Raw genomic sequence first — 26,019 nt, 5'->3', positions numbered from 1 at the left:
CGGCGATGCAAAAGAAGTGTTTCGTTTTTCGTTCCCTGGTTTCGACTCTCGTCAGACCCCGCCTGAAAAACCGTTTCAAACCTCTGTCATGCGGACGGGGATTTTTAGCCGCCCTGCTGGTTCCGGGATTCCTGAATTGTGCCTCGGCCGCCATTCCTCTGCCCATTGATATTCAGACACCGGCACCCGGCGATCATGCCCTGCGCATTCTCTCTCCTAATTTGCTGGAACTGTTTCTCGTTAACACCAAGCAGCCCGATCCCGCGCGCGTGAATGACTGGGATTGGGTCAACGACCAGCAAACTTTTGTTTCGCCGGACATGTCCAGCGTCAGGGTAATCGTCAATGGCCAAACCAACCTCGTCACGGGAGTTGGTTTCAAACGCCGTCCGCTCTATGCGCCTTTACTCGCGTGGGATTTGCGAATCGGCAACCAGCTTTATCTGCAATTGAGCAATTCCATCGCGGCGGGCGCTGCGGTTCAGGTGATCAACAATGGAACACTCTGGCCAACCAACATGGCTTTTAGAGCTGCCGCTGACACATTGAGATTTAATCCTGCGATTCACGTCAACCAGGAAGGCTACCTGCCATCGTACCCGAAAAAGGCGGCGATTGGTTATTACCTGGGTGACCTTGGCGAAATGACGATTCCCGCCAATCAATTTTCCATCGTCAACGCATCCAGTGGCACCACAGTCTATCAGGGCACGCTGACCTTGCGCCCGGATGTGGGCTACAATTATACGCCGACGCCATATCGAAAAGTCTACGAAGCGGATTTCAGTAGTTTGACCACGCCCGGCGAATACCGCCTCGCCGTTCCTGGCATGGGCGCTTCACTGCCATTCCGCGTCGATGACGGCATCGCCATGGCTTTCGCACGCACCTACGCCTTGGGAATGTTCCATCAGCGCGGCGGCTTCGCAGTGGACATGCCGTTCACCCGCTTCACCCATGCCGCCGATCACCTCGCTCCCGCGAGCGTGCCGACCAACGCCTCAGCACCCTTCGCCTTCACCTGGCAGACAGTTTCGAACTATTGCCTCGAAGTGAATTCGGACAATCCGCCTCAAACCGCTCCTGCGCTCACGAATTATTCCACGCAACTTTATCCTTTCGTAAATCAAGGGACCGTGTCCGTTTCCGGTGGCCACTTCGAAGCGGGCGATTACAATCGCGTCACCTATAACGGAGCACAATTGGTTCACACCCTCGTGTTCGCGGCCGACTCACTGCCAGGCGTGGGAGCCTTGGACAATTTGGGCATCCCGGAAAGTGGTGACGGTATCAGCGACGTATTGCAGGAGGCGAAATGGGAGGCGGATTTTCTGGCGCGAATGCAGGATGCCGATGGCGGCTTCTATTACTCGGTCTATCCGCAATTCCGCGAATACGAGCTGGACGTGTTGCCTGAAAATGGCGACCCACAGGTCGTGTGGCCGAAGAACACCGGCTGCACCGCCGCCGCTGTGGCCGCGCTCGCGCAATGCGCTTCCTCACCTCGCTTCAAACAGGCTTACCCGCAGGTTGCCAGCAATTACTGGGCGAAGGCGCAACTCGGCTGGCAATTCCTGACCAACGCCATTGCGCGCTTCGGCCTCGATGGCTCGTACCAGAAGGTGCAGCATTTCGATGACGATTTCACCCACCATGACGAACTGGCCTGGGCCGCCTGCGAAATGTTTTTGGCCAGCGGCGACCCGCAATATCAGGCGAAGCTCTTCGAATGGTTTCCCAATCCCACGGATTTTACCACCTTTCGCTGGGGGTGGCTGCGGATGTATGCCTGTTACGGCAATGCTGTGCGTGATTACGCCTTTGCCGTGAGAAATGGCAGATTGAGCAACGCGCAAATCCAGCAGGATTATCTCGAGAAGTGCATCAACGTGATCACGAACTGCGGCAATGACATTCTGAGTTGGTCGCAGGATAACGCTTACGGCACGAGTTTCCCGGATTTATCGAAAGCCTATCGCGGTGGCGGCTGGTATTTTTCGTCCGCCCAGGCTTTCGATATGGTAGTGGCTTATCAGTTCAACCCTGACCCGCAATATGTGGATGCTCTTCTCCGCAACCTGAACTTTGAAAGCGGTTGCAACCCCGTCAACGTCTCCTACATCACCGGTCTCGGCTGGAAACGTCTGCGTAACATCGTGGATCAATACTCGCTCAATGATCGTCGTGCGCTGCCCAAGGATGGAATTCCCATCAGCAATCTCCAAACCGGTTTCCAACCCACATGGGTCTATGGTTGGGAATTGAGCGGGCTTACCTATCCTTCCGACAACGTGGACACTTCACCCTATCCTTATTACGACCGTTGGTGCGATGATTGGAATGTTTCCACGGAAGGCTCCACCACTGACACCGCGCGAAGCTTCGCCGGCCTCGTCTGGCTCGCAGCACAAACGCCGCTCGCCAGTCAGCTCTGGCGCTCAACCAATGCCAGCATCATCGCGCCCACAACCGCCAGTCTCCCGAACCAACCCGTAACCGTTACCCTCAACGTGGCCGATACGAATCTGAGCACAGCGAGGATTATGTGGGAAGCCAGCGGCCAGGAACCCGCTTTCGGCAGCCAGAACTACACCTTCTCTCCGGGATCTCAAGCCGGGACGTATTGGATTGAGGCTGAAGTGCAATGGCCAGATGGCCGTCGCGCCTTCGCCACCAACTCAATAACAGTCAGCCCCAATGCGCCACCATTTCTAAGCCAATTACAAAAAGTCTTCGGAGGAGGATTCACCTTCGTTCTCACCGGAACTCCCATGGCAACCTATATCATCCAATCATCCGCGGATCTCGTCTCCTGGAATCCATTGGCCACAAATGCTCTGCCGGCAAACGGCGTGTTGACCATCACTGATCCGCAGTCCGGCTCGGCTTCACGTCGTTACTACCGCGCGCTGAAGTCTCCCTGACCTCCCTTTTCCTGCTTATCTGGCAGTCGCGGCAGTCGTCTCCACCGCTTCGCCATTTAATCTAATCGCCGCTGTTGTTCAGGGATTCCAAGACCTTTTTGACACTCTCCCTATTTTTGAAGTAATAGTCCTTCTCACACGAGTAGGTGATGACGAAGGTGGCGGATTTCGTGTAATAACACGTTCTAAAGGAAATTTGCGGCACCTTCGTCTCATCCGTAAACTCATATGCCAGCAAAAAGCATTTCAAATAGGCGCCATTCAGCACCTTTGAATCCAGCTCCTTTGTCACGTTTATTCCCGTTTGCGCAAAAATGGGACGCATTTGCCGGAACATCGCGTCGGCCAGTCCCTTTCTTTGCTTCGGCGTGAATGCCTTCAACTCATCCTGGGAAATTTCGGGCGGACCCAGGGTCAACAGGAGCTGGCGCGTGGGAGCCGACTTATTATCCACCGCAGCCAGGAGGGTCGTTCCGGCATTGGGGCGGAACGTCAATTTCGGGCGTAGTTTGTCCGCTGTTTCTGTGATGTATTTGTCAATTCTCTCGATGTTGGCGGAATCAAGTGCCTGCAGTTCCCCGGGGCACAGGATGCTGCAACCCTGTTTGAATTGAATCACCTTAAAATCGTTTGTAGCGGCGGACGCGGGCCTGGAGGTAAGGACGGCGAAAAGGATCAACAAGCTCGCGCAATACTTTTTTGTGAAATTCCTGTTTAGACCGTACTCCAAAAAGAATGTCAAAAAAGAGGTTGTGCTCTGATGGGAAAACAACCCGTGATGGCCATCCGCGCCATCATGCCCAATCAACCATGCGCTGCCAGACGTAGTCACCCTCTCCCTTTGCGCATGGGAGAGGGCGGGGTGAGGGAAGATGCGCCCGGACTCCGCGCCGCCTCGGGTGACTCCCACGCCCCCCCCCAACCGGTGAGGCGGCCAATGGCTCGCTCCGTTTCCGACATTCATTTTGAGAAATGTTATAACCGGGGTTTTCCATTCGATTTTTCTGCCCAGGAACAGCGTGGGTGTTGTGATGTTGTTCCTGCTCCAAAGGTTTGCAAGTCCTTTTTTCAGTCCACCCTCCCTCCGTCCTTCTCGCGCCAGGCGGATTATCAGCCGGGGATGATGGCCGTCTTATTTGACGGACGATCCAGACGCTTCCGGGGCTGCTGGCTTCGGCTTGGAATCGCTGGCGACATCCGGCTTCACCGCCGGCACAGCATCAGCCACGGCGAGTTCGTCCGGCAGAATGGTAATGGCAATGCGGCGATTTCGCGCACGACCTTCAGCCGTTGAATTGTCCGCAATGGGACGATATTCGCCATATCCGGCGGCTCCCACCCGGCGAGGATCGACTCCCGCTTTTTCCGTGATAAAATGCACTGCCGCAATGGCCCGCGCCGCGGAAAGCTCCCAATTGCTGGCAAACCGATTGCGAATAGGCACATTGTCCGTGTGGCCAATCACCTGAATTTTAAGCTCCGGATGACCCGCGAGAATGGTCGCAATCTTGCGCAACACAGATTCACCATCCGGTTTCACCGCCGCTTCACCAGAATCGAACATCACGCGATCGAGGATATTCACCGTCAGTTTACCCTTCAGGTTGGAGATGGTGACATCCCTCGATTCCAGGTCTGAACGCATTTCATCCTCCAACCCCTTCGCTGTCTGCCCGACTTTTTCCTTTTCCTTCTGCAAGTCAGCTACTTGTGCCTGCAACTCCGAAATCTGTTCCTGGTTCTTCTGATTTTCGGCGAGAGCCTTTGCGAGGTTACCCTTGGCCTCCTGCAACTTGGCCGGGAGCGGTTCCAACCCGCGCAACTGTCCCTCAGTCGTCGCCCAAAACAGCAATGCGCCGATTAAAAGCACGCCCAGGATGCCGGCAGTAATCCAAGCCGCTCTGGCATTGCCCGGACCGCGATTTGCCTTGGTCACGTATTCGGTAAATGGCTGTCGGTTCTCGCTCATATTCATCACCTTGATTTAAACAGACCGAAGATGGTACACAAAGGAAAGATTGCAACTAATTCTCTTCACTGCGATGGCTCTGAAAAGTCAGACAGATCAATGGGAACTCCATTCAACAACTCTTCTGACAACACAGGCGAACTCTCCCCAGCTCGAATTGATCCTGCTTAAGGCCTGGTGGATTCCAAGGCATGGAAAAATTCCGGCACAAATTTTTGGTAGTCTCCTAATTCAAAATCAGGCCGGCACGGAAATGAAGGATGCGTACAGCATTGCACTTTGGATTTGCCTTCCGCTTTGTCCGCTGATGGGACAGGACTGCTTGGTTTAATAGGGTGCGAGAGGATCGTCAACTCCCCCGCTGTCCGCCTTGAATTTAAGCGTCGCCGCAAACTCAAAACAACTGCACCAGCAAGCCCTTCTGCTTTTTGGCGGCGAGCCCGAGGGCGCGATTGAAATGCTTTATATAGGGCAAAAAGCCTTTCTCAAAAGTGCGCTCCACATCCTCAATCTGCAAAACCTCGGCAAGGGTTTCGCGGACGTCTTCACAGGCTTGCGAGTCGAACATATCCCGATACAGCGTGAAATCAACATCGTCGGCCAGAGCTGCGAAACGAGCGGCGGATTCGGGACTGATGCTTAGAAAAACCGATTCCGCGGGCAGGTCGTGGCAATAGTCGGAATAGGTGATGAGGTGGTCCATAAACTCACGCGCTTTGGCATCGACCTCCGCTGGAACACCCTCTGCGCCTCGGATGGCTTCCCACGCCTCGGCGCACTCAAAATACCAGTTCTCCGAACCAGGGAACCAATTCAACAGCTGAATCCATTTTTCCTTGTTGTAGGCTGCCTCGCCCAACATTTCGCCCAGCGCGGGCTCTTCCTTGGCGCGCTTGGTCGCCTCTTTCCAGTCCACCAGATATGCCTCGAAGTCCATAGTTTGTTTTCCGGATTCTCTCCAAAATGCTCTCGGGCGATGCTGTCCGAAATTAACTCGCTTGTCAAAGGTGCGGCTTAACTCCCAGTCTCGCCGGGTGCATCTTGACACTTTTCTTACGCACAGAGCCAAACTTGCGCTCACTTCACCTCATTGATGGTGAGCGAGCCGACCACATTCTCGCCAACGACGAGCAGTTGGGTAAACAGGTCGTGCCGATCAATCTTATAACGTCGGAGCACGGCTTCGAGCAGCAGACCTTCCGGCAACAATCCTTCAAACACCGCCGGAAACTTTTGAAATTCATAAGGCCTTTCCCGAACGGGGAGAGTCAGTGAGATGGGCTCACCCGCATAGTTGGTTGCATAGCTGAACCGATACTCGGACGGGCTTAATTCCTCCAGCAAGCCTGCCAACTCGTTTTGTTGAAAAACCTCTGCCTTTCTCATGTATAAAAATTCGTTTCGCGCGCGATCGTTGACACAACTTTAAAGCACGAGCTGGATATTTAGCGCGGTCAGGATTTTCTTAAAGGTACCATCTTGGACCATTTTCTTTCCCATTTCCGAGATAAAAGCGTCCTGCAAACTCTAACCAGCTTCGCGAACGCTTCTTATGTGAGTTCGCTCAACTGGCGGCCTTTGGCAATATGTTTTAATTCGGTGTTCAGTTACCGTCATAACAGTATAAAGACAAGATTTTAGCACTATGAATGCTTTAGCATGGAAGTGTCCCATATAATTTACTGCCATAGCAGTAAATATGGTTGTTTACTGTCTTGTTTTCATTTTTCCAAGTGCCTCAAATATCAAATCAGCAAGCTTACAGTTGACAAAACCCTGGGACCGCTCCGATTCTTTAATCAGCAATGATTCGCCAGGATTATATACTTCGGATGGTGGAGGAACTGGGCCGCATTCTCCGGCGCATGCGCAACAAGGTCGATTCTCAAGAATACGACGAAGCCGAGAACGATCTCGATGAAGCCTTCACCAAATTGCTCGGCAGCGGGGCTGAAGCCGTCAGCGAACTCTCCGAGATGGAGCTTCTGGAGCGTTTGACGCACGATGATTCCACCCTGGTCCTGCGTCAAAAAGCGATGTTGCTCATCGACGTGTTGCAGGAAGCAAGCCGCATCTACTCAGGACAAGGTCGTGAAGCAGAAAGTCACGAGTCGCTCATTAAAGCCTTGAACCTCCTCCTGACCCTTCAACTGCGTGATTACGATCTCGAAGCGCCCGAACTCGTGCCAAAGATTGAGCTCGTCCGCGAACAACTCGCCGGTGTCGAACTGCCCCTGCGCACCCAGGCGGGATTGTGGCGACATTACGAACACGTCGGCGCCTATGGCAAAGCCGAGAACGCCCTCTTCGCCATCCTCGAAACCGAACGAGCCAATCCCAATCTTATTTCCGAAGCCAGGGCATTTTACGAACGCCTCCTCCGTCAGGATGATCAAACCCTGGCAGCTGGCGATTTACCCAGACCCGAAGTCGAAGCCGGCCTGAAAGAAGTGCGCTCCATGGCGGTGCAATAAAAATCATCGAGTGAGCTTTTCTCTGGCGCTCATTGAAGTGGATTCCTTCCGCTAATTTGAGATTGCAATTGGAATCCTAGGATGGGGATTTTGCAATATCACACCGGTTCCCGAACTGACATCAGAAATCATGTAATCAGGCGCAAAGACTGGTGCAAAGGCTTCCTCATCTGTAAACGTTGGATTCACTTCGATTTTCTTGAACACCACTTTCCTTGTCTCGAATGAAGAATCGGCTCTCACGGTGGAGATGGTCCAGACGGTTGGTTGACCATCTTTGTTAAATTTTCCCCTCTTGGAAAAGGTGGCAACATGTTGCATCTGATTTGTCATGCTTTCCTGCAGACAAACTGTTTTGCCCGACACCTGGCCAAGCCAAACATCTACCTGGAAACCATTCGACGTGACATCGGGGTTTGATCCAGGCAGCAGGGCGAAGCCTCCCTTCAAGCAAAAGTGGGTGACTTTGCTCCCATCCAGCTTTTCGTCGGTGGTTTCCAGCCTCCCGCTCGGATTTGATTGATCAGAAAGTTGCTGGGCCTTTGCATCATCCATCCGCATTTTACTGAGATCAAAGTGGTGCGGGTCCATGGTTTTGAGGTTGGAGAAGTCCAGGAGCGGTAGAATTAATACCCCGGCCGCTTGTTCCTCAATTTGCAAAGCCTGCCAAAGCTGGTTTCGTTGCACTGATCGCTCCTGCTTGAAAAGCATCAAGTCGCGCAGATTGCGGTTTACCTGATAACTCGCATACGGGGAAAAAGGTGCGTTAGGAATATTAACAGAGGATTCGTAGTATTCACCCGGATGAGCTCGCATGAATTTCTCTATGCCCATTGCCTCATCGTTTATATCCAGCCTGAAATAGTCACCAGAATACCATTCCCGCACATGCTGAATCCTCTTGCCGGAATTGGCCTTCACAATCGCATTGGACTGTCCAATCCTCCAAGCCGCCCTCTCTTGCGCCCTCCAGTTTGGACGCCGCTTTTGAAGCGTATTTTCAATTTCATCAAGTGTGGCTTTTACCTGTTCGCGGGTAAAAGCTGGTGTGGTCAGTTCTATGTCTGCCACGAATTGGCTGCGTTCCGGTCTGGGTGTTGTCGCAAGGGCGAACAACTGCTGGATTTCAGATAACGTGGCTGCCCGTGGGCGATGGGATTCATCCGCGTGCATGCTCGACACTGTCACAACGATCGCTGTCGCAGTGATGAGTCCGAATGCTCCGGCTGCCCCCAGCTTGAATTTCATCCAGGTGACCATCTTTGCAGTTCCGCTCGCGAGAGCCGATATCGAGGCACTAACTGTGGCTCCTTTTACAATCGCGGCGGTGGTCACAGACTTTGCCAGCGGGAGGGGGGCAGCTTGGATGGCGTGGCCAGACACTGTTGCGGCAATCGCTGCCGAGGAAAGCACCAAGCCGCGTTTGGCAAGGAATTTCCGCAATTTCTCCAGCCCACGGTCGACCCGCTTTCGCGCGGCATCCTCGCCTGTTCCCATTGTTGTACCGACTTGTTTGAATTCCATGCCTTCGAAAAATCGGAGAACAACGGCGTTGTGTTCTTTATCACTTAAGCAACTGAGGGCCTCGTCCAGCTGCGGCGCGAGTTGTTCCCAAAGGCCAGGGCTCGATTCCTTCAGTGTTGATTGCATGTAAGCCTCCTGTTCGCGGAATTGGCGACGACGCTGCATTTTCAATGCGTTGGCGGAAGCGTATCGGGCGGCACGGCAGAGCCAGCCGGAAAGGATGGTCTTCGGCCCCAGCGAATTTGCCTTGCGTGCCAGGACGATGAAAACGGCCTGCGTGATTTCCTCTGCCAGATGCGGGTCGCGGACCTGACGCAAGGCCACCGAGTAAACCAGATTGATGTGCCGGGATACGAGTGTGTTGAATGCCTCCTCGGAATTGCTCTGGGCAAATTCACGCACCAACGTCATGTCATCGCTCGTCATGTTATTGGTGTATTTACGCCAACCTACTAAACCGGACGGAATATTTGCAAAATTCTTTATTTGACCGCAAGGAGCACAAAGAACTTAGAGAGGGAGGGAACATGAACATGTTTGGGCGTTGGATCACCCGCTTCTCTGTTTGCGATCTCTTCGTTCTCTGTGTTTGGCACCGTCTGATCCACTGCCCGACTATTGAGTTTCGTTTCCGGCTTTCAGTTGCGTTGATAACGCCTGCTCGGATAGATCCCAAAACCGTATTGATCAGACTTGCGTGAGACTTGTGTCAGCGCCTCCGTGGTGACCGGAACAAACAAGTAGATGACTTCCCAATCCCCACGTTGAAGTTCAGCGACAGCGGTCAAGGCAGCATAGGGATAAAGTTGGCTGGCAATCTGCTCATCAAAACCAAATGGGGAAGGATAAGTGAAGTCCGAGTAATTGAGCGTAGCTTCGCGGATGGTTAATTTCTTAATCTCGGCTGGCCGAAGCCGGCGTCCACCCGAACCCTGGACTTCCACTGACGCAACTCGCGCTCTTCCCTCTTTTATCCAGGAAGTAATTTGGGCGATTGTCGCCACCTTGCACGGCTTCGAAGGTTTTACCGAATGCCAGTTAACCTCCAGTTGAGTTAGCTTTTCTCCGGTTTCAAATTGCAGGTGAATACCGTCACCACCACACAGGATATGATCGAGCTGTCTGCGAAACTCAATCCCCATCGTCGAAGGCACTTCAACGAACTCCTTTTTCCCTTTATCAAAGCCGCTTACGACGCCAGGGTAAAACCACGCCTTGGGTCGATCATCCTCTCCGGTCACAAGCTCTGCCGTCGGAATCTCGAGCAACTTCAGCAGGCTGGTTCCCAGTTTCATCGCTCGCGACTGGTCCGGCACTTTCGTTGGCCAGTCGGTTGAGACATTGGGAACGGACAGCTTAATGTGCCCCTGGCCTGGAGCGATCGAGAGGAAACTTTTAGCATCCTCGCCGCGGAAATTCAGCTCGCCTGCAGGAACTGCAACCCCACGGGCTTGACCACCGGTTCGATCTGCTTCCGTAAAAGCACCGAGCCGCATCATATTAGAAACGACATTTTGTGAAAAGTCGTGCGGCACGATTTCGAAAATTCGGACCGTCTGTGGAAATGGATTGGTTTTGATCTCCCACTTGACCTGAATGCCTTTTGAGTAAAAGGACTGGCCAAGGTTATCCAGAGCCGGTACTGAGCCAGCCGCCATCAGCGTGCCTGCGTTTGCGAGTAGTGCCAGCAGGTAAACAAATCTCCTCAACATCAGAAACAATTATCCGCCTCCGCCTTGATTGTCGATGATTTTGCATTCTTTGTTGGCAGATCGGGGAGGATGCGGACTCACCGCCTTCAACGGCCCTCAAGCCCTGTCCTTCCCTGGCGCTGACTCGAGATATTCAATCAGGCTCTTCATACTTTGCAGGTAATTCGTGAGCGCCTTCCTGCCGCCTGAAGTGATTCTGTAGGTCGTCTTGGGCCGTAAAGCGACAAACGCTTTCGTGCCGGTAATGTAGCCGCACTCCTCAAGTTTGCCCAGGTGCAGGTTCAAACTGCCATCCACGGTTTCGAGCCGCTTCTTCAAGGTGGTGAAATCGAGAGGGCCATCGACCTGCAATGCCGTCATGATCCCCAGTCGGATGGGGCCATGCACAGCAGTGTCGAGGCCGTTGAAATCAATGGGTTTCATGTTGACCTTCGATTCGCCGGATTTGCCAGATTTGGATGAATGCAAACGACAACGCTACGGCTATAAACATCGCTCCAAACAGGACTCCGTTCACTTTGTGATTCCCCCCTGTCAGCGGCAGACTGAGACCATAGGCCAGAAACGGTATGGCATATCCCAACAATATCCATGCTCTCGCAACCAGCGCCGCCACCAAACACGTCGATCCCATGAGAATAAACAAACCCGACCAGAATGGTCCGAAGGCAATGTGATTGCTTCTGCCCCAGACAAAAAACAACAACACTTGCACCACCAGCGCCAACCCAAACCAGAGTCCTTGGGCGGTCATCCCATTAATCCGCTTGGATTCTCGAATCATGCTTTCAGGACGCCCATCCTCGCGCGTCACCTTTCGCGTGTGGCCACTGGCGATGCCGATCAGCGCGACGACCACCAATACTCCCGCCCATTGGTCAGAGACCAGCCCCAAATATCTTTTCGCATGGTCAACCGGCAACAACGTTGCAGCAATAAGAATGAATCCCGGCAGACACCACAAGAGGTTGAACCACCGGTCGCGTTTCATCCATTGAATCCATTCCCGCCCCATCGAAGGAACCAGGCCCATGGCCTTTTCAATTGTCTCCACATCCTTTTTAATCCGATCCAGTTCTTGTTTCATTGATTATCCTTTCGGTCGTTTCACTCGGAACACTGTGCTTGTCTTTCTTAATTACTTAAATAGTTTAAGTATGCGACCGTGCTTTGTCAAAGCTTATTTTGAAGACCAGGGTGAGAGCGCTAATGGCCAGCATATTCGAGCCGGAACCATTCTTCCCGCTCCCAATCTCTCCTCCAGCACTTCTCGCAAAATGCAACCAGTCCTGAACTTTTCATCGCAAATGTCCTGACTCTTAATCTATTTACAAAACTTCCATTTTCCCGCTCATTTTCTAAGAAAATGATGACCATGCCGTTGCGCTAATGAATGAGCGATGGCACGCCCCATGCGACTGAACACTCGAGCAGGTAATACAAATCCAGGTGATTGAAGTGTCGCTGTTCGCGCCTGATTCCACCTGCCAGACCGCATAAACAACAGCTTCAAGGGGTTTCAACCGGCGGCATGACAAAAGGGAATATTTATGAAATTCATTACTTTTCTATTCAAAGCGATAAGTCACCTATACCCACGTTTGATTCTGTATCCACTATTACAGCCTCAACTCGTTTGCCCGACTCACGTCTATTCTTATGGCAAAGCCATATTCAAGTGTATGGCGCTGCTCACGCTGTTTCCGGCTGCTTCAGCCGGAGCAACCGAGTTTTACGTATCTCCCAACGGCTCTCCTTCCGGCGATGGAAGCGCGGCCAATCCATGGGATTTGCAAACGGCACTGAATCAACCCTCCACTGTTAAACCTGGCGATACCATCTGGGTGCATGGCGGCATGCATCGGCAATCGAATCGCCCGACCAAGTTCGTCAGCCGCCTGGCCGGCGCGAGCGGACAACCCATCACACTACGCGCCTATCCCGGGGAACGGGCCACCATCGATGGCAACCTTCTGCAAACCACTGGCGGCTGGGTAAATTACTGGGGACTTGAAATCATGGATTCACAGGAGTTCGGCGGCGGCATGATGCCCATTCGCAGCAGCTCACAATCCGGTCCATGGCCAACCACCTGGTGGGTTACCTACGACGGCAACCAAACCGATTTCTGCGTCAGCGGTGCCGATCTGCGAGCTCCCAACTGCAAGCTGATCAACATGGTTATCCACGATAATATCGGGGGCGGCATCGGCATGAATACGGCCGCCGGCGATACCGAAGTTTACGGCTCACTCTCCTATTACAACGGATGGCAGGGTCCCGATCGCGCCCACGGCCACGGCATCTATGGTCAAAACGTCGCACCCACAACCAAACACATCATCGATTGTTTTATCTTCGATAATTATGCGCTTGGCATGCAGGCCACTGGTAGCGGACCCAGTCCCATTGCGGATAATTTTGACGTCGAAGGTTCCGCCTTTTTCCTCAACGGCGGACTTGCTGCATCGCATCAGGCAAACTTGCTGCTCGGCGCCTACCAGGGCCAGGCACAAAACCCGGTTGTTCTTACCAACTTTATTTATGACACCATGGGCAGCAGCGCGGATTTCTATCTCGGCTACGACGGCGGTTCACTCAACGCCGTGTGTGAAGGCAATTACTTTCAAACCAGCGCGATGTTCAGCGGCAATGCCAACATGACTTTGGCAGGAAATACCTTCGTCAATGGCACCCTCGGACTGAATCAATCCGCCTATCCCAACAATAATTTTCTGATCACAAAACCCGTCAACAATGTCGTGTCGGTTCGCCCGAACAAATACGAACCCGGTCGCGCCAACATCATCATCTATAATTGGGAGCACTTAAATTCCGTGGCCGTGGATGTCAGCCAGGTGTTGCCAGCGGGTACGTCTTACGAAGTCCGCAACGCACAGGATTTCTATGGCACTCCTGTGGCCACTGGAACGTATAACGGCGGTTATATCATCGTCCCCACCATGGGTCTCTCAGTCGCCCAACCGGTCGGCGCTAATGCCCCAGCCGCTTCAGGACCGGATTTTTGTGCGTTCATTCTCCTGCCCACCAGCGTTACCAACTCCCACACTGCACCAATCATCTCCCCTATCGGCAACCAAACCATCAATGCCAATACGCCACCCGTGCCCATCCTATTTACGGTACAGGATGCACAAACCGCTGCCGACAACCTCTCGCTCTCCGCACATTCTTCGAACCCCAACCTCGTTCCCGACGCGAACATCGTAATCGGCGGCACCGGCGCCAATCGCTCTCTGACCCTCACCCCAACGCCCAACCAATCCGGCACTGCCAACATCACCATCACCGCCAGCGATGGCGCGACTTCCGGCAGCAGGACATTCACACTGACCGTCAATCCTTCCGTCTCCATCGGGCAAAAAGTTTACCTCCCGTTGGAAGCGGAATCGGGATTACTCACTCCGCCAACGACAGCCGCCAGTGACGCAGGGATCCCTTCCCGTCGCTACGTCTTCTCCCCGGTGGCGGAGCAAGGCACTGTTGATTTAACTGTGAACGTTCCCGTTGCTGATACCTATGTCATTTGGGGCAAAGTGCTCTCGCCCTCATACGCCAGCGATTCCTTTTATGTATCGGTGGACGGTGGGCCCGAAGATATTTACGACGACGCCGAAGGGATGTGGTCCAGCGACTGGCAGTGGACCGTCGTCAACGGTCGCGCGGGAACCGCAACACCGGCCGCAGTGAGCCCAAGGCTCTTTGGCCTCACGCCTGGAAGCCACACGATTCGCTTTCGTTGTCGTGAAGCAAACTCAACTCTTGAGCGCATTCTCGTAACCAATGACCCCGATTTCGTGCCTCAGGATCTGGTTGCGGCCAACGATTCCCTCTCAGTCACACCTGGCACCTCCACAACTTTCGACCAAAGCGCGCTACTCGCCAACGACAGTGATCTGTTTGGCGGCGCACTCGCCATCGGCTCCGTCCCGGGCAACAGCACCGCGGGCGGCACGATTGCTCTAATCAATGGCGCAGTGGAATACACGCCACCGACCGGCTTTGTTGGCACGGACAGTTTTATCTACGCTGCAACCAATTCTGAGGGAGACTCCAGTTCCGCCAGCGTGATGGTGGACGTGCAACCGAGGACTTCCCTGGTCGTTGATCAAGGCGCCGCGCAACTTCGGTTCATCGGCATCCCGGGAACCTATTACAATATTCAGGCATCGACCGATCTGCTCACTTGGGAAACCATTGCGACGGTCATGGCCGATGATAGCGGCCTGGTTACTGCCACCGATCCCGTCGACACGGAAAGAAATTTAAGATTCTATCGCATCACATTGCCTTGAGCTCTTGCTGAATCGCGTGGGAGTTTCAACAGGCAGGGTGAGGCCAGCTGGCAGGAGACGCAAATGATAGTTCCGCTAAATGGCCTTGCTCACGGTCCGGTTTGAACACGATAATAGCGCCGGGAAAAGCCACCAACGCCGGCATCAAGCACTTTGAAGCTGGTACTGGTGGAATTGGTGGTGAGGAGCGCGGCCCAGTTTATCAAGTTGGTGGAAACCTGGATGGTATAATTCACGCCGGAGTGTCCATTCACCTGAAACCTAAATTGTCCATTTGCAACCGTCGGGGAACTAAGTGTTATGGCAGGTGTATTTCCAGCATTTACCAACAAACTCAAGACTCGATTGGTGAAGCTCCCGGACGTGTCCTGCACTTGCGCGATGAAGTTGAAATTGCCACTGGTGGAAGGTGTGCCGCTGATTTCCCCCGTGATGCCATTCAAGGTCAGCCCACCTGGCAGGGAGTTGGAAACAACCGACCAGTTATATTGCTGATTGCCGCCGCTGGCGCTCAGCAGAAAACTATAAAACGAACCTTGCGTTGCAATGGGCAGATTTGTTGTGGTGATCGCAAGCGGCTGCAACGTCCGGTTCCAATAACTGTCATAGGAATTTCCGACGAGGTCGTTGAACACCATCCCGATACTGGTGACGTTTGTCCAGATGATCGTTTGTGTGGGAAAATGGTTGGTGACGGAAGGAGCAATCCGATTTTGCTCGTTGCCTGCGTCATACAATCTGCCATTGAAACCTTCCACGCGGATCTCAATGTTGCCCATGAATGCCGGCGCCGCAATCGTGGCGCCCGAGCTGCTTTTATAAGTCCAATAGATTTGCTGCACCACATTCGAGGCATCGATGGCCACTGAGGGAACAATCAACACCTGTTCGTTGACGGCATCCGGATTCGGCAGATTGAAATTGTTGCTCATTCCTTTGTAAACCACTGTATAGATGCCGCCTCCTGGAAAGGGTGGCGTGTTGATGGGCGGACTGCTGTAGAAGGCTGAGGTGCCGAAATCCGAGCCTACATTTGAATTGGTCGTATTGTTCAGCCCCGAGCTGGATGGCCCGGTAAAAGTCACCGTAGAGGGATAATTCGTGTCATTGTCCACGTTATACAATGCGAAATAATAGCTTATCGCTTGCGGAAACGAAATGGTTCCCGTGGTGCCCGAACCGAAACTGCCGCTGGCAAAATTAAAAACCAACTGGAATTGGCCCTGCGCACATCCCACCTGCGTCCCGGTGGTAATCAAATTCATTTGCAAGTCATCCAAATACGCTGCCACCCCGCTCGCTCCGGGATAACTGGTATTATCAAACGTGGATATGCGGACCACCTGCATCTCCGCGGTATAAGTCATTCCCGAACGCAACGTTTGCGCTGGAATGGTGAACGCAGTGGCCAGTCCATTCAAACCGCCGGATTTGCCAAATTCTGGCGAGGCAATCACCTTATTGCCCGTGCAGTCCCTGATCTGGATCTGCAAAAAATCATTAGCCGTTGCTCCCGCAATCGCATCCCAGGTCAAGGTGAAATCCAGTGTTGGATCGACCGCTTGAGCCGCGTTGAAATTACTGAAATGAGGCGTCGTCGGGTAGAGATTGCCGGTTAGACTCAAATAGTTCGTCTTCATACCATCGTTCACCCCGGCGGTCGCGACGGCGTAAGTACCGTTGGGATATGCGGCATCCAGCGCGACAACCGAGGCGAAGTTTTGCTTCAAAGTAAAACCGTCGCTTTTGGCAGGCAAAACCACCCAGGTACCGCCAGGCGGCAAAAGTGCGGCGTTCGTGACGAAATTAAAGCCATTGGGAGAAACCTGGGCCTGAATCGTAGCACCGGATGCGGCCGCTGAACCGGCATCACTTTGAAAGAAAGATTGCCCTTTCAAAACAAGGTATGAATTGACATCTCCCGCCTGGACGGGGCGAGTGCTGACAAACAACAGCAGCGACAAAAGGAAGATTTTGTTTCCGATCAATGGAGTTAGGAGCTTTTTCATGGGCTAAACGTAGCTGTTGCTGCAATGAACGAACGAAGACACCCTGCAAAGACTCCACTAAAACCCGTCCTAAATTGAATTGCCAGATAAATATGCGGCCCGGACGACACTCAAGAACCGGCTATGAATGTTCCTTACAGATTGGACCAATCACCAAAACGAATCGTCACATATTGAGGTTTCAAAGAAAATCAGCATGAAAAGCAATGGGGCGACGGAGCGACGGTCTCCAAACCGGATAACGATGGCGTGCCAGCGCAAATGATGGATTTCTCTTAGTCGAAGAAACTCGAATTTACAGTGGAAGACTCTGCTGAACTAACTATCCAAACGCTGCAACGGTTTGCAAAGGCGTCTGGCAGGAAAAATAGCAACTGTCGCGTCAAGCGACTTTGCGGCAACCATCAGTAGCCGCGATGTTCACATCATACAAGCCGGTGGGAAATTTCAATACGATCTGCACATCTTCCAAATTTGCTTTGGCACAATGCGTCAAGGCATCCACGGACCTTTTAAAATCTGTCGCCTCATCTGCTGAAGCGGTCCATTCTCCCGGAGCCTTCAAATATAAATATGTCTTGCAGTTCTGTATCAGGATGCGCATAGCACAAACATTTCCTCAGGTTTGTTATTTCAGCAAACGATAATCTGCTGTTTTATGCCCACAGCATTGGCGACCATCGCAGCGAATACCGATGACGTAATGACGATCGGTTCAAATACATTCCTTTGACAACTGCAACGGAGAAAGTTATCAAAATTACATTGCACATTTGTATACGGTCACCCCGTCTTATTTGCTTAAAAAAATGCCAACGTTTGCTTTCCGCCTGCCCCCATAAACTATTGGTCATTAATGATTCGGAGGCGGCCATTGGGAGTTGGACGATGCCAGGCGCCAAGGTGGCGCACAAATCGAGTGGCTTGAAGAAGCTCAAGCAGATCGCGACGCGACAAGTATAGGCTTCTAAATCCCCATTTCCCTTTACATCCTCTCCAACCAATTCCATCTTTCACCCGTCAACAAGGCGAAACTGAAGCCTTGAGTTCCAGTAAAAGTTTATAACGCCATCCGCTTCGCAAATTTCATGTTTAACCCCTTCAAGCTTCGGCAACGAACCTACAATTTCGAGACGACAGTGTCGCCGGAAGCAGATGCGTTTCTGGCGGAGGCACGCGCGGAGTTGAATCCCAAACAGGACGCCATGGAAACCACCTGGCGCTTCGATGACGCGACGCAATGGAATTTCCAACAGCAGACCGGCATCTTTAAAATGGATTTTGAGGACGGCTCGCAATGGCAGGCCGATGGCCAAATCCTCGGCAGTTATTCGCCGCAAAAGAAGATCTGGGAATGGGCGTGGCATAATCCGAACATCGATGAAGCCGTCGCCCGCGCCAGCCACAAGGTGGGGGAACTGGGCGAACGCTGGGGAATTGATTATCTGCGCGATGCCCAGGTGGATTTGCCCGATGAGAAATACATCGCCCTGCTCTGCGCCATTGGCATCCACGCCATCGCCGCCGCCGGCGTTTACCAAACCGATGCCAACGGCATCTCCGTTTACATCCTTCTCAGCAACTTCCGCTGGACCAAAACTGGCTGAACGCTATCAATGGCTGCCAGAGCTTTAAACTCTTCATCATTAAAAAATTCTCCCCGCACCAACTGAGGCGCGGGGAGAATCGAGTGAAACAATTTAATTCAGGCTTTAATTCCAGCTTCCGCCCAGGCTGCTAAAGGCCGACCAGGTGGCGCTGTTCGCCGCGCTTTCCGTGGCGGTCTGTACGTCGGCACTTGGACCGGTGAGGAAGACCTCCAGTTTTCCGCTCTGATTCATTCCCACGCAGGGACGGACGTTTTGGGTAAAGCTCCCGGTCAGGCTCAACCAACCGGACCACCCGCCACCGCTTTGGTAGTTGTGATACAAATTACCGGTGCTGCCTATGAGAAACACTTCCAGCGCGCCGTTCGAGTCCGTGCCGACAAATGGTTTCGCATCAACCTTCCACAGGCCGCCCAGGCTGCCCCAACTGCTCCAGGTGCCAGGCGTGTTGGCGGTCGTTTCCCACTCGTGATAGCAGACACCATCGGTGCCCAGCGTGAATACTTCCAATCGCCCATCCGAGTTGCGGCCCACCGCCACGCGCACCTGCTCCGCCAAGGCTCCGCCGATATTTGCCCAGCCATTCCAACTGGTGCCGTTAGCGGCAGTCTCCCAGTTGTGATAAAGGTTGCCGGTGTTGCCGATGACAAATACCTCCACGCGACCATCATTCTCGCGGCCCACCGCAATATCACCGTCCTGCTGCCACGAACCACCCAGGCTGACGAAGCCCGCCCAACCGCTGTTGGGAGCGGTCTGATAATTATGATAAAGCACACCATCAGTCCCAATCACGAAAAGGTCCTGCACTCCATTCGCCCAATTGCCAACCGCGAGCTTGGCCGTGGGACTGACCGAGGAGCTGAACGCCGTGAACGAGGACCAATTGGTGGCCGCGCTGCTGCCGGCAACCTTTTGCCAGATGTGATTAATCACGCCACTGCTGGCCACGGCGAACAGCTCCAGACGTCCATCGGCGTTCACTCCAACAGCCGGAAAGGAGTTGGTGGCAAAAAGATTACTCGCTGTCCCAAGCAAGGTCCAACCAGCCCACGATCCGCCAGGACTGGTCTGATAATTGTGAGTCATGTTGCCGGAGAGATCGACGGCGAAGAGTTCCAGGCGGCCATCCGAAGTGCGGGCGACGCAGGGATTGATGTGAGTATTAATATAAGTGTTGGGATTGTTGGGCGAATGCACACAACCGAGCAACGCCCCCGCGCCCCAGCCGTCCGCCCGGGCCAAAGTCGAACCGTTGCTGCCGGAGCGGTTAAGGATGGCGGTCCCATAATTGCACATGTTCTGCTCGCAAATATAAACATGCCCGCCATCCACATAATTCACCACCGCCACATGCCCCGCTGTATCTGTAGTAGCCGCTGTATTCCACACGACACAATCGCCCGGCACCGGCACATAGCCGGAACCATTTGCGTGAGTCTGCATACCGGCGGGTGGGGACGTGTACATCTGATACGCATAAGTATCCGGCCATGCCCCGAGATACCAACCCAGCGTCGTGTAGAGGCGGAACGGCAATTCGCCGCACTGATATTGTTCGCCCGTGTAGTATTGGGTGCCGTTATAAGTCGTGTAAGAATTACCGCCCACGTAATTGGGATTGCAGTTGGGAGTTCCATTCCAAAACACATTGACCCCGTGACCAGTCATCCAGGTGCCACCCGACACGAGCGTGGTCCCCCAGGTGTAAGATTGCGCCGACACACTGGCAGCCGAAGCCGCCAGCAACACGGCAACCGCGACACCGAGCATCCCGGTACCTGTGGAAATAAGAATTTTAAGTTTCATAAGGTAGAAGCTTTGTGAACGACGATTGATGAATAATGAACGGTTTTGAATATCCGGATGAAGCATGAAGCCTGCACTTCATCCACCTGAGTGCTTGCAGAAGCACGGGCAAGAAATCAGGGAACGCTTAACCGGAGTTTAGCAAAAGCTGCCGCCGCCAACCATTACATATTCATGTCTCGCCATTCGTATAGGTCGAGGCTGTCAAACCTCCGCTTCAAAATGGAGCGAAGTTGGTGCTGCCAACAAACTTGCGAGTTTGATGCCAGCGCCTTCTGTTCCGCCAAATTGAATATGAGTAAAAGTTGAATGACTCCGTCTAATATGTCGGTGCGTGACGGTTCAGATCGATTGCCAAAGGATTGGAAATCTACCTGAATGCAGCACGCGAAAGGAAACTATGACGAAACTTATTGTAGCAGCGATCGGACTTGGTTGTTTCTACGGCGCCTCCGCAGGTGTATCGAATAGCAATGCAGCGGCAGGCATGGAGGTATGCAACGGAAAAGGGAACGGCCACGCAGCGGCGGCCGCGAATGGCGAGAGTTACACAGGCAATGGTTTCCCTCTGCTGTGTGCCGGAAGCTATCGAGACAACGGCTTCGCGCCGATGAATGCCGGGTTCTACAGCGGCAATAGTCGTGTTTCGGTAATTCTGGATGAAAACGGAAAGGGGAATGGCCGCACAAAGATGCATGGAGGAAGTTACAGCGGCGATGGCCACGTACCGATGCCAGGAGCGAAGTAAGCGCAACTCAAGTTAACAGACCCGCAGTTTGCCAAGGTGAGTTAAAGGCCCGAATCCCTTAGCTCACTTCGTTTTCCTAAACATCTCTGAAATCACATCTTTGAGAACAAACCGTGGCATAGCATCCATGCCAGACCCAAGAAAACCAAGAAGTGCACACTATGGATCAACCCTTCACGACGTTGGAGAAGTTGGCACTAAACCATAACGAAAAATTATGAATAAAAAATGGATAATGGCGTTAATCGCCTTGTGCTTAAGCAACATTTGTTGGGCGAAAGAAATGGAAGCAGTGAAGATTACCGGCGCTCAATTAAAAGCTTGCGCCGTTGCGTTGGAGGATTTTTCCAAAGGCAAGGATGCCGCCAATTTAACAAACTTCACAGTTGAAGTTTCAGAATCAAAAGATTCCCGCGAAGTAATTTTCATTCCCAATCAGGTGCCGGGCGAACCGACAACCCGGGGCGGCAAAACCAAGTATGGAACAGAAGTCCATTATCTAATCTCCAACGATAAAAATATCATCATCCGGAAATCCTTTGCCCGCTGAAGAGGCATTCCTCTTTTTCATGTGCGTGGTGATCCACTTATCTTCAAAGGCGATTTGAACCATTCTGAATGGCGGCGAGGGCAAGGCATGGACTTTCTTAAATGGGATTGGCATAGTCTACAAAATGAATTCCAAAGCCATCTACCTGATACTCAAACGTGCCAGCAGAGGAGAAACACCTGAACAAATCGGCGTTGAAGAAACCATGGAAGAAGTAGCTATATACGCTGAACTGGTTAAATGGAAATATTTAAATTGATGCGTGACGAATGACAGCATGGGGCGCCCAGCTAATGTCGCGGGAATAAGCATAACCATGAAAGGGCATCAATACCTTGAGCAGCTTAGAAATGAATTCGAGTCGCAGACTTTAGCACTAAGATTCAGCAAAAAGGTAATGGTGGTTATTGCTCTGGTTATAGGGGCAACTATTACCGGCTTCGTTGCATTAGCCATTAAATTTTTGGAGCAGCTTTGAATACTACTTCCAATCCCCTTTGCTCCTCCGTAGGCAGAATGAAAACCCTACAGTTCTTTCTCGCATTGCATATAAACGTTTGTTAACTCAAGCATATGAATCGTCCACTCTCCAGCGGTAAATCTCAACTTTTCTCCTGAATGGAAAATCAAACTCCTTTATCAAATCGGGAGCCCGGTCCATGGGTTGAGGTTTCTTATCTGGATGGCATTCGCATCGTCGAAATACCAACGTTTGAGGCGTTCTTCCAGTTTCTACAAATTGGTTTCGGTGGCAGCACAGACCATTCTCTCTCGTGGAGAGGTCAGCGATGCGCGGAATGGGAAATAACATCCTCGCTTGCTCGGGTTTCGAAGTCGGAAGATTGGGCTCACATCTTTCGATATCGTGAGGCGGTTGCTCGATGTACGAACGTTGAATTTGAAATACAAAACTCTGACAAGGACAGCGAAGAGCTCAAATTATGGGCTTTAGGCCAACACCATGGGCTAAAAACACCGCTCATAGACTGGACTAAATATCCTTACGTTGCTTTGTTCTTTGCTTTTGCAGAGCCACAGGCGTCGACATGCGGTCGAAGAGCAGTGTTTGCATTAAATTTTCACGAGACTGCATCCTTAAATTTTAACATCACTGAAACCCATGGGATGGCACCATTCAAACAGAAGCTTTCGAAGACACCATACACTGATGACTTTAGGCGTTATATTTTAGAGGAAATAGGTGTTCCTGATCAGATAAGGAAAATGGTAGAGGAGTCGAAAATTTCGGACGCCGTTAAAGAGTGGCTGTGTGACAATGAATATCAGCGACTGAAAAAGAAGCAGCTTCGATTCTATACTCCCAGCACAAAAGAAAATCAGCGCATCCACAGCCAAGGAGGCAGTCTAGTTTATACTCCGGGAAATGTCCCCGTTGAAACATGGATACGTACATACAATGAGCTAAGACCTCCACCTTGGGATCAAATTCCTTTACTTACCAAAGTAATCATTCCGGAAACCGAACGGAAAGCCATATTGAAGGGTTTGAACAAAATGAACATAAACTATCTGACGCTTTTTCCAGATCTTGGTGGTGCAGCTCAATACTGCAACATGCTTTTAACTGAGGGGCGCGAACTGGGTCTAAAGAGTATTTGAACTGGAACACTTACCTTGCCTCTGGCCCGGATGCGCCTTACCGAAAAATTGCGGGCAATGGTAGCCATCTGGGCCGATTTGAGTCGCAATGGGGAGCAGGTGCAATCGCCGGGTTGGCACCAGCGTGAGTTGTGCAAGCGGGATGACAAAGTGAAGTCGGTCGGGGAGATTGGCGGCTAAAGGGTTTGCTTTCATCAATCCTGCTGACTCCAAGATCAACCCCGCCGATTCAAATACTCATGCAGCCGACAATGCCCTCTATACCGCGCTTTGTCCGCCTCAAGTGAAGCCTTTATCTCCTCCTCCGTTGGCTCGCCCCTGCGAACGGACACCCCGGCCATAAACCAATTATCCTCCTCAAACTTTGGCAGCGGGAGAGCCGCGTCCTTCTGCAGTACAAGCCGGACCCCCTCTGGAACCGCAGCCAAGATTTCCTCCGCTTCAATGACTGCGGCAAGGTAGTAGAGGCGATGGATCACGAAGGATTCGTCATAAATTCCTTTATGGTAACCCTCCACGAGGCCTTGAAGCAGTTTTCGGGCATCCTCTGGTGTCATAAAATAATTCTTCTAATTGTAGTCAGGTTGTTGACAGTGATGGTGAGGCTGCTTATGGACCTCATCAGGTGTCATGGCTAATCTCCTTTGAAAGTCAGTTTAAGCCGGTCGGTTCAAATACTCGTAAAGTCTGCAACGACCTTTATACCGGTTATCATCTTCTTCCCTGGCGGCGCGGCGTGATTCCTCCGTGTCTTCGTGGATGAAAGTGCCGCCGATAAGCCATTGATCCTCCTCACGTGTCGGGAGAGGACGGGATGCAGCTTTTAAAAGTTCTTTTCGAAGCGCCTCTGGAACCTGCGTCATGATTTCCTCCGGCTTGATGAACGCAGCATACAGGTATAGCCGATAGAAAGTTTCACCGATCATGTAAATTCCCCGGTTGTAGTTTTTCAATAACTCCTGGAAATGTTTGCGCGCTTCATCTTGGGTCATTTGTTCTCCTTGAATGTGTGGATGTTCTTGTGACGAACTATCTATACAAAGCTAGGGGAAAAAGGCCAGTGCATTATTGGTGGAAAGAACATCAGAATCTTCATGAATTGCAAAAGGGCCAAGACGCAATTGTGTAAACGGATGGCGTGAGATGTGGCGCGCCCATTCAGGGCTTGATTAAATCTCAACCAAGTAACCCAAGGCTTCGCCATTAGGCTGGTTTAGGCCGGGCCGTTGGCCCTTTCAGAATGGGGAACGTTCACGCCATGCCGGTTTATAATCAAAATTCATCACTAGAATCATTTTGCTGCGTTTGCTTTTCATTTCACCCAGATTTTTGCAGCAGCGTCAGGGTCAATGGCTTCGAGGGCGATGCTGAATCTGCTGCCGTTGTCTCCGTAATTTGTATACCTGTTTATTTCATTCAGGAGCATGGGAACTGCAGCTTTTGCCCGGGGGCCCATTGCTCTCAAGGGGTGTATGGCCTCGGATCCCATTAGAGATTTGTCCAGTTTAGGAACATCAGAAATGAATACGGGAAGAGCGATGGTTTCATCCTGGGTGATGTACCAGAGAGCAGCGGCCACCTGGATGCGGAATTCGACATCAGATGAAGATAAGAGATTCGTCAACGCGGGAACGGCACTTGCAGCGGCCGAACCGATGCTTCCCAATACCCGGAGCGCAACAGCACGAACATGGATTGTCGAACCTTTTCTACGGCCCGCTTCGCTGCTCCGCAATGAGTGGATAAGGTTGGGAACGGCATTTGAGGCAGCCGGACCGAAGCGTTCCAAAACCAAAGCTGAATTAAAGCGAACCAGAGGATCGGGGTCCTTCAAGGCGAAAATACAAAGGGATAAAAGCTGCTCGCTCGGAATGGAACGAAGCCTGTATGCTTCCCAAATCTCTGGAGCAACGGCTTCACGGACTGCGGGGTTGGGATGAGTGAGCAGTTGGGGTAATTGACTGGCCATGTTGGTGCCCAGCACAGATCGGAACGCTCTTTCAGCATCCTCCACGGTAAAGGTTTCAGGCGCAGGCGTGGGCAGAACCTTTTTTGGCCAGGCAGGCAGCGTCGGCCAGGCGTCGCGATATTTGTTTCTTATGGGCGAATCATTTTGCTCCAGCTTGCGCACTATGATGGGAGTGGCGTTGGTTCCCATTTTGGCCAGGATCAGGAGTGCCTGTTCCTGCTCCGGTTTCATATTCTCACTTATCCCTTCCAGCCAGTCGCCCAGAGGTTTTCCGTGATAAATGGGCTCCTTCGGCGTGGCACTGTGCCAGGCCAATCCGCCCAAAATTGCGGCAAGCACCACAATTATAAGCATGAGGCGGAACTGGTTTTTCTTCATCATCGGCGAAACGATAGTGGATTCGGAATGCCGAGAAAGGACAAAACCAGTTAGTTCCACAAGTCCGCAAGAACCCCCTTTGACGGCACTCCCAACAAAACCTACGTTGTGAAAGGAAAGAACTTATGGATATCAACCTGCCGTTGGATCAGATGACACGAGAGGAAAAATTGCGGTTAATGGAGGCGATCCGGGCGGATTTGAGTCGCCACGACGAACAGGTGGAATCGCCGGGTTGGCACGAGGGTGAGTTGTGCGAGCGGGATGATAAATTGAAATCCGTCGGGGAGCTTCCCGTGGATTGGGAAACCGCCAAGACTCATCTGCGCGACCGGCTGGTGTGAGGTGGTGCACCCATTCAGGACTTAAAAGAATTTCGGGCAGATAACCCAAGGCTTCGCCGTTGGGCT

25 protein-coding genes are annotated in these 26,019 nt (G+C 52.3%); 11 read left to right on the top strand and 14 right to left on the bottom strand.

Going from position 1 to position 26,019, the window contains the following annotated elements:
• Positions 1 to 5: 5 nt before the first annotated feature.
• A complete protein-coding gene (locus tag CFLAV_RS08665) occupies positions 6 to 2,924 on the top strand; it encodes a glycoside hydrolase family 9 protein (RefSeq protein WP_007414314.1) in 2,919 nt (972 codons plus the stop codon).
• A 61-nt stretch (positions 2,925 to 2,985) separates the two neighbouring features.
• Here the strand turns inward: CFLAV_RS08665 and CFLAV_RS08660 are convergent, their stop codons facing one another.
• The 4 genes from CFLAV_RS08660 to CFLAV_RS08640 form a co-directional block, all read right to left on the bottom strand.
• Entirely contained in the window at positions 2,986 to 3,888 is a 903-nt protein-coding gene (locus CFLAV_RS08660) for a hypothetical protein (RefSeq protein ID WP_007414313.1), read from the bottom strand.
• 168 nt (positions 3,889 to 4,056) lie between these two features.
• Complete coding sequence (locus tag CFLAV_RS36885; protein ID WP_160164530.1) at positions 4,057 to 4,893, bottom strand: OmpA/MotB family protein; 837 nt, start codon at positions 4,891 to 4,893, stop codon at positions 4,057 to 4,059.
• A 394-nt stretch (positions 4,894 to 5,287) separates the two neighbouring features.
• A complete protein-coding gene (locus tag CFLAV_RS08645) occupies positions 5,288 to 5,830 on the bottom strand; it encodes a hypothetical protein (protein ID WP_007414310.1) in 543 nt (180 codons plus the stop codon).
• 140 nt (positions 5,831 to 5,970) lie between these two features.
• Entirely contained in the window at positions 5,971 to 6,279 is a 309-nt protein-coding gene (locus CFLAV_RS08640; RefSeq protein ID WP_007414309.1) for a HipA N-terminal domain-containing protein, read from the bottom strand.
• Between the two features lie 419 nt (positions 6,280 to 6,698).
• Between CFLAV_RS08640 and CFLAV_RS32060 the strand changes: the two genes are divergently transcribed.
• On the top strand, positions 6,699 to 7,367 hold the full coding sequence (locus CFLAV_RS32060; RefSeq protein WP_007414308.1) for a DUF6483 family protein: 669 nt from the start codon (positions 6,699 to 6,701) through the stop codon (positions 7,365 to 7,367).
• Positions 7,368 to 7,418: 51 nt separating this feature from the next.
• Here the strand turns inward: CFLAV_RS32060 and CFLAV_RS08630 are convergent, their stop codons facing one another.
• The 4 genes from CFLAV_RS08630 to CFLAV_RS08615 all read right to left on the bottom strand — a co-directional run bounded on the left by CFLAV_RS08630 (position 7,419) and on the right by CFLAV_RS08615 (position 11,690).
• The gene (locus tag CFLAV_RS08630; protein ID WP_007414307.1) at positions 7,419 to 9,317 is read right to left on the bottom strand and encodes an RNA polymerase sigma factor; all 1,899 of its coding nucleotides are present in this window, start codon (positions 9,315 to 9,317) and stop codon (positions 7,419 to 7,421) included.
• A 212-nt stretch (positions 9,318 to 9,529) separates the two neighbouring features.
• On the bottom strand, positions 9,530 to 10,603 hold the full coding sequence (locus tag CFLAV_RS08625; RefSeq protein WP_007414306.1) for a hypothetical protein: 1,074 nt from the start codon (positions 10,601 to 10,603) through the stop codon (positions 9,530 to 9,532).
• A 96-nt stretch (positions 10,604 to 10,699) separates the two neighbouring features.
• A complete protein-coding gene (locus CFLAV_RS08620; protein WP_007414305.1) occupies positions 10,700 to 11,026 on the bottom strand; it encodes a transcriptional regulator in 327 nt (108 codons plus the stop codon).
• Positions 11,013 to 11,690, bottom strand: a complete 678-nt coding sequence (locus tag CFLAV_RS08615; RefSeq protein WP_007414304.1) for a hypothetical protein — start codon at positions 11,688 to 11,690, stop codon at positions 11,013 to 11,015. The genes CFLAV_RS08620 and CFLAV_RS08615 overlap by 14 nt, the downstream gene beginning before the upstream one ends.
• Positions 11,691 to 12,153: 463 nt before the next feature.
• Here CFLAV_RS08615 and CFLAV_RS08610 point away from each other — a divergent pair, with 463 nt between their 5' ends.
• Positions 12,154 to 14,919 carry an Ig-like domain-containing protein gene (locus tag CFLAV_RS08610; RefSeq protein WP_007414303.1) on the top strand — a complete coding sequence of 922 codons (2,766 nt, stop codon included), beginning with the start codon at positions 12,154 to 12,156 and terminating at the stop codon, positions 14,917 to 14,919.
• Between the two features lie 89 nt (positions 14,920 to 15,008).
• Here CFLAV_RS08610 and CFLAV_RS08605 read toward each other — a convergent pair whose 3' ends face one another.
• Together CFLAV_RS08605 and CFLAV_RS08600 are read right to left on the bottom strand one after the other, a co-directional pair.
• The gene (locus CFLAV_RS08605; RefSeq protein WP_007414302.1) at positions 15,009 to 16,928 is read right to left on the bottom strand and encodes an Ig domain-containing protein; all 1,920 of its coding nucleotides are present in this window, start codon (positions 16,926 to 16,928) and stop codon (positions 15,009 to 15,011) included.
• Between the two features lie 382 nt (positions 16,929 to 17,310).
• A complete protein-coding gene (locus CFLAV_RS08600; protein ID WP_007414301.1) occupies positions 17,311 to 17,532 on the bottom strand; it encodes a hypothetical protein in 222 nt (73 codons plus the stop codon).
• A 484-nt stretch (positions 17,533 to 18,016) separates the two neighbouring features.
• On the opposite strand from CFLAV_RS08600, the gene CFLAV_RS08595 reads away from it, so the two are divergent.
• Positions 18,017 to 18,535 carry a DUF6882 domain-containing protein gene (locus CFLAV_RS08595; protein ID WP_007414299.1) on the top strand — a complete coding sequence of 173 codons (519 nt, stop codon included), beginning with the start codon at positions 18,017 to 18,019 and terminating at the stop codon, positions 18,533 to 18,535.
• 105 nt (positions 18,536 to 18,640) lie between these two features.
• On the opposite strand, the gene CFLAV_RS32055 is transcribed toward CFLAV_RS08595, so the two are convergent.
• Positions 18,641 to 20,344: a DUF8189 domain-containing protein gene (locus tag CFLAV_RS32055; protein ID WP_160164529.1), complete on the bottom strand. Its 1,704-nt coding sequence runs from the start codon at positions 20,342 to 20,344 to the stop codon at positions 18,641 to 18,643.
• 400 nt (positions 20,345 to 20,744) lie between these two features.
• Here CFLAV_RS32055 and CFLAV_RS08585 point away from each other — a divergent pair, with 400 nt between their 5' ends.
• The 6 genes from CFLAV_RS08585 to CFLAV_RS34005 all read left to right on the top strand — a co-directional run bounded on the left by CFLAV_RS08585 (position 20,745) and on the right by CFLAV_RS34005 (position 23,442).
• A complete protein-coding gene (locus CFLAV_RS08585; RefSeq protein WP_007414297.1) occupies positions 20,745 to 21,092 on the top strand; it encodes a hypothetical protein in 348 nt (115 codons plus the stop codon).
• A 217-nt stretch (positions 21,093 to 21,309) separates the two neighbouring features.
• On the top strand, positions 21,310 to 21,642 hold the full coding sequence (locus tag CFLAV_RS08580) for a hypothetical protein (protein WP_007414296.1): 333 nt from the start codon (positions 21,310 to 21,312) through the stop codon (positions 21,640 to 21,642).
• Between the two features lie 124 nt (positions 21,643 to 21,766).
• Entirely contained in the window at positions 21,767 to 21,901 is a 135-nt protein-coding gene (locus CFLAV_RS36880) for a hypothetical protein (protein WP_007414295.1), read from the top strand.
• Between the two features lie 57 nt (positions 21,902 to 21,958).
• The gene (locus tag CFLAV_RS36460) at positions 21,959 to 22,120 is read left to right on the top strand and encodes a hypothetical protein (RefSeq protein ID WP_237712382.1); all 162 of its coding nucleotides are present in this window, start codon (positions 21,959 to 21,961) and stop codon (positions 22,118 to 22,120) included.
• Positions 22,121 to 22,260: 140 nt separating this feature from the next.
• Positions 22,261 to 23,262: an FRG domain-containing protein gene (locus CFLAV_RS08570; RefSeq protein WP_007414293.1), complete on the top strand. Its 1,002-nt coding sequence runs from the start codon at positions 22,261 to 22,263 to the stop codon at positions 23,260 to 23,262.
• Between the two features lie 15 nt (positions 23,263 to 23,277).
• On the top strand, positions 23,278 to 23,442 hold the full coding sequence (locus tag CFLAV_RS34005) for an addiction module protein (protein WP_237712381.1): 165 nt from the start codon (positions 23,278 to 23,280) through the stop codon (positions 23,440 to 23,442).
• A 35-nt stretch (positions 23,443 to 23,477) separates the two neighbouring features.
• On the opposite strand, the gene CFLAV_RS08565 is transcribed toward CFLAV_RS34005, so the two are convergent.
• The 3 genes from CFLAV_RS08565 to CFLAV_RS08555 all read right to left on the bottom strand — a co-directional run bounded on the left by CFLAV_RS08565 (position 23,478) and on the right by CFLAV_RS08555 (position 25,612).
• On the bottom strand, positions 23,478 to 23,819 hold the full coding sequence (locus CFLAV_RS08565) for a hypothetical protein (protein WP_007414291.1): 342 nt from the start codon (positions 23,817 to 23,819) through the stop codon (positions 23,478 to 23,480).
• A 99-nt stretch (positions 23,820 to 23,918) separates the two neighbouring features.
• A complete protein-coding gene (locus CFLAV_RS08560) occupies positions 23,919 to 24,254 on the bottom strand; it encodes a hypothetical protein (protein ID WP_007414290.1) in 336 nt (111 codons plus the stop codon).
• 320 nt (positions 24,255 to 24,574) lie between these two features.
• On the bottom strand, positions 24,575 to 25,612 hold the full coding sequence (locus tag CFLAV_RS08555) for a HEAT repeat domain-containing protein (RefSeq protein ID WP_007414289.1): 1,038 nt from the start codon (positions 25,610 to 25,612) through the stop codon (positions 24,575 to 24,577).
• Between the two features lie 122 nt (positions 25,613 to 25,734).
• On the opposite strand from CFLAV_RS08555, the gene CFLAV_RS08550 reads away from it, so the two are divergent.
• Positions 25,735 to 25,953, top strand: coding sequence for an addiction module protein (locus CFLAV_RS08550; RefSeq protein ID WP_007414288.1), 219 nt, complete (start codon positions 25,735 to 25,737; stop codon positions 25,951 to 25,953).
• The last annotated feature ends 66 nt before the right edge of the window (positions 25,954 to 26,019 follow it).

It is taken from the genome of Pedosphaera parvula Ellin514, from assembly GCF_000172555.1.
Lineage (GTDB): Bacteria > Verrucomicrobiota > Verrucomicrobiia > Limisphaerales > Pedosphaeraceae > Pedosphaera.
This window is presented reverse-complemented; position numbering and strand designations above follow the sequence as displayed.

Coding starts and splice junctions, on each gene's coding strand:
- CFLAV_RS08555 (WP_007414289.1), bottom strand. CDS start 25,612: ATGATGAAGAAAAACCAGTTCCGCCTCATGCTTATAATTGTGGTGCTT.
- CFLAV_RS08640 (WP_007414309.1), bottom strand. CDS start 6,279: ATGAGAAAGGCAGAGGTTTTTCAACAAAACGAGTTGGCAGGCTTGCTG.
- CFLAV_RS08565 (WP_007414291.1), bottom strand. CDS start 23,819: ATGACACCAGAGGATGCCCGAAAACTGCTTCAAGGCCTCGTGGAGGGT.
- CFLAV_RS08625 (WP_007414306.1), bottom strand. CDS start 10,603: ATGTTGAGGAGATTTGTTTACCTGCTGGCACTACTCGCAAACGCAGGC.
- CFLAV_RS08595 (WP_007414299.1), top strand. CDS start 18,017: ATGTTTAACCCCTTCAAGCTTCGGCAACGAACCTACAATTTCGAGACG.
- CFLAV_RS08645 (WP_007414310.1), bottom strand. CDS start 5,830: ATGGACTTCGAGGCATATCTGGTGGACTGGAAAGAGGCGACCAAGCGC.
- CFLAV_RS08600 (WP_007414301.1), bottom strand. CDS start 17,532: ATGCGCATCCTGATACAGAACTGCAAGACATATTTATATTTGAAGGCT.
- CFLAV_RS36880 (WP_007414295.1), top strand. CDS start 21,767: ATGAATTCCAAAGCCATCTACCTGATACTCAAACGTGCCAGCAGAGGA.
- CFLAV_RS08620 (WP_007414305.1), bottom strand. CDS start 11,026: ATGAAACCCATTGATTTCAACGGCCTCGACACTGCTGTGCATGGCCCC.
- CFLAV_RS08615 (WP_007414304.1), bottom strand. CDS start 11,690: ATGAAACAAGAACTGGATCGGATTAAAAAGGATGTGGAGACAATTGAA.
- CFLAV_RS08560 (WP_007414290.1), bottom strand. CDS start 24,254: ATGACCCAAGATGAAGCGCGCAAACATTTCCAGGAGTTATTGAAAAAC.
- CFLAV_RS32060 (WP_007414308.1), top strand. CDS start 6,699: ATGATTCGCCAGGATTATATACTTCGGATGGTGGAGGAACTGGGCCGC.
- CFLAV_RS08605 (WP_007414302.1), bottom strand. CDS start 16,928: ATGAAAAAGCTCCTAACTCCATTGATCGGAAACAAAATCTTCCTTTTG.
- CFLAV_RS08550 (WP_007414288.1), top strand. CDS start 25,735: ATGGATATCAACCTGCCGTTGGATCAGATGACACGAGAGGAAAAATTG.
- CFLAV_RS08580 (WP_007414296.1), top strand. CDS start 21,310: ATGAATAAAAAATGGATAATGGCGTTAATCGCCTTGTGCTTAAGCAAC.
- CFLAV_RS08665 (WP_007414314.1), top strand. CDS start 6: ATGCAAAAGAAGTGTTTCGTTTTTCGTTCCCTGGTTTCGACTCTCGTC.
- CFLAV_RS32055 (WP_160164529.1), bottom strand. CDS start 20,344: ATGAAACTTAAAATTCTTATTTCCACAGGTACCGGGATGCTCGGTGTC.
- CFLAV_RS08610 (WP_007414303.1), top strand. CDS start 12,154: ATGAAATTCATTACTTTTCTATTCAAAGCGATAAGTCACCTATACCCA.
- CFLAV_RS36885 (WP_160164530.1), bottom strand. CDS start 4,893: ATGAGCGAGAACCGACAGCCATTTACCGAATACGTGACCAAGGCAAAT.
- CFLAV_RS08630 (WP_007414307.1), bottom strand. CDS start 9,317: ATGACGAGCGATGACATGACGTTGGTGCGTGAATTTGCCCAGAGCAAT.
- CFLAV_RS08660 (WP_007414313.1), bottom strand. CDS start 3,888: ATGAATGTCGGAAACGGAGCGAGCCATTGGCCGCCTCACCGGTTGGGG.
- CFLAV_RS08570 (WP_007414293.1), top strand. CDS start 22,261: ATGGAAAATCAAACTCCTTTATCAAATCGGGAGCCCGGTCCATGGGTT.
- CFLAV_RS36460 (WP_237712382.1), top strand. CDS start 21,959: ATGAAAGGGCATCAATACCTTGAGCAGCTTAGAAATGAATTCGAGTCG.
- CFLAV_RS08585 (WP_007414297.1), top strand. CDS start 20,745: ATGACGAAACTTATTGTAGCAGCGATCGGACTTGGTTGTTTCTACGGC.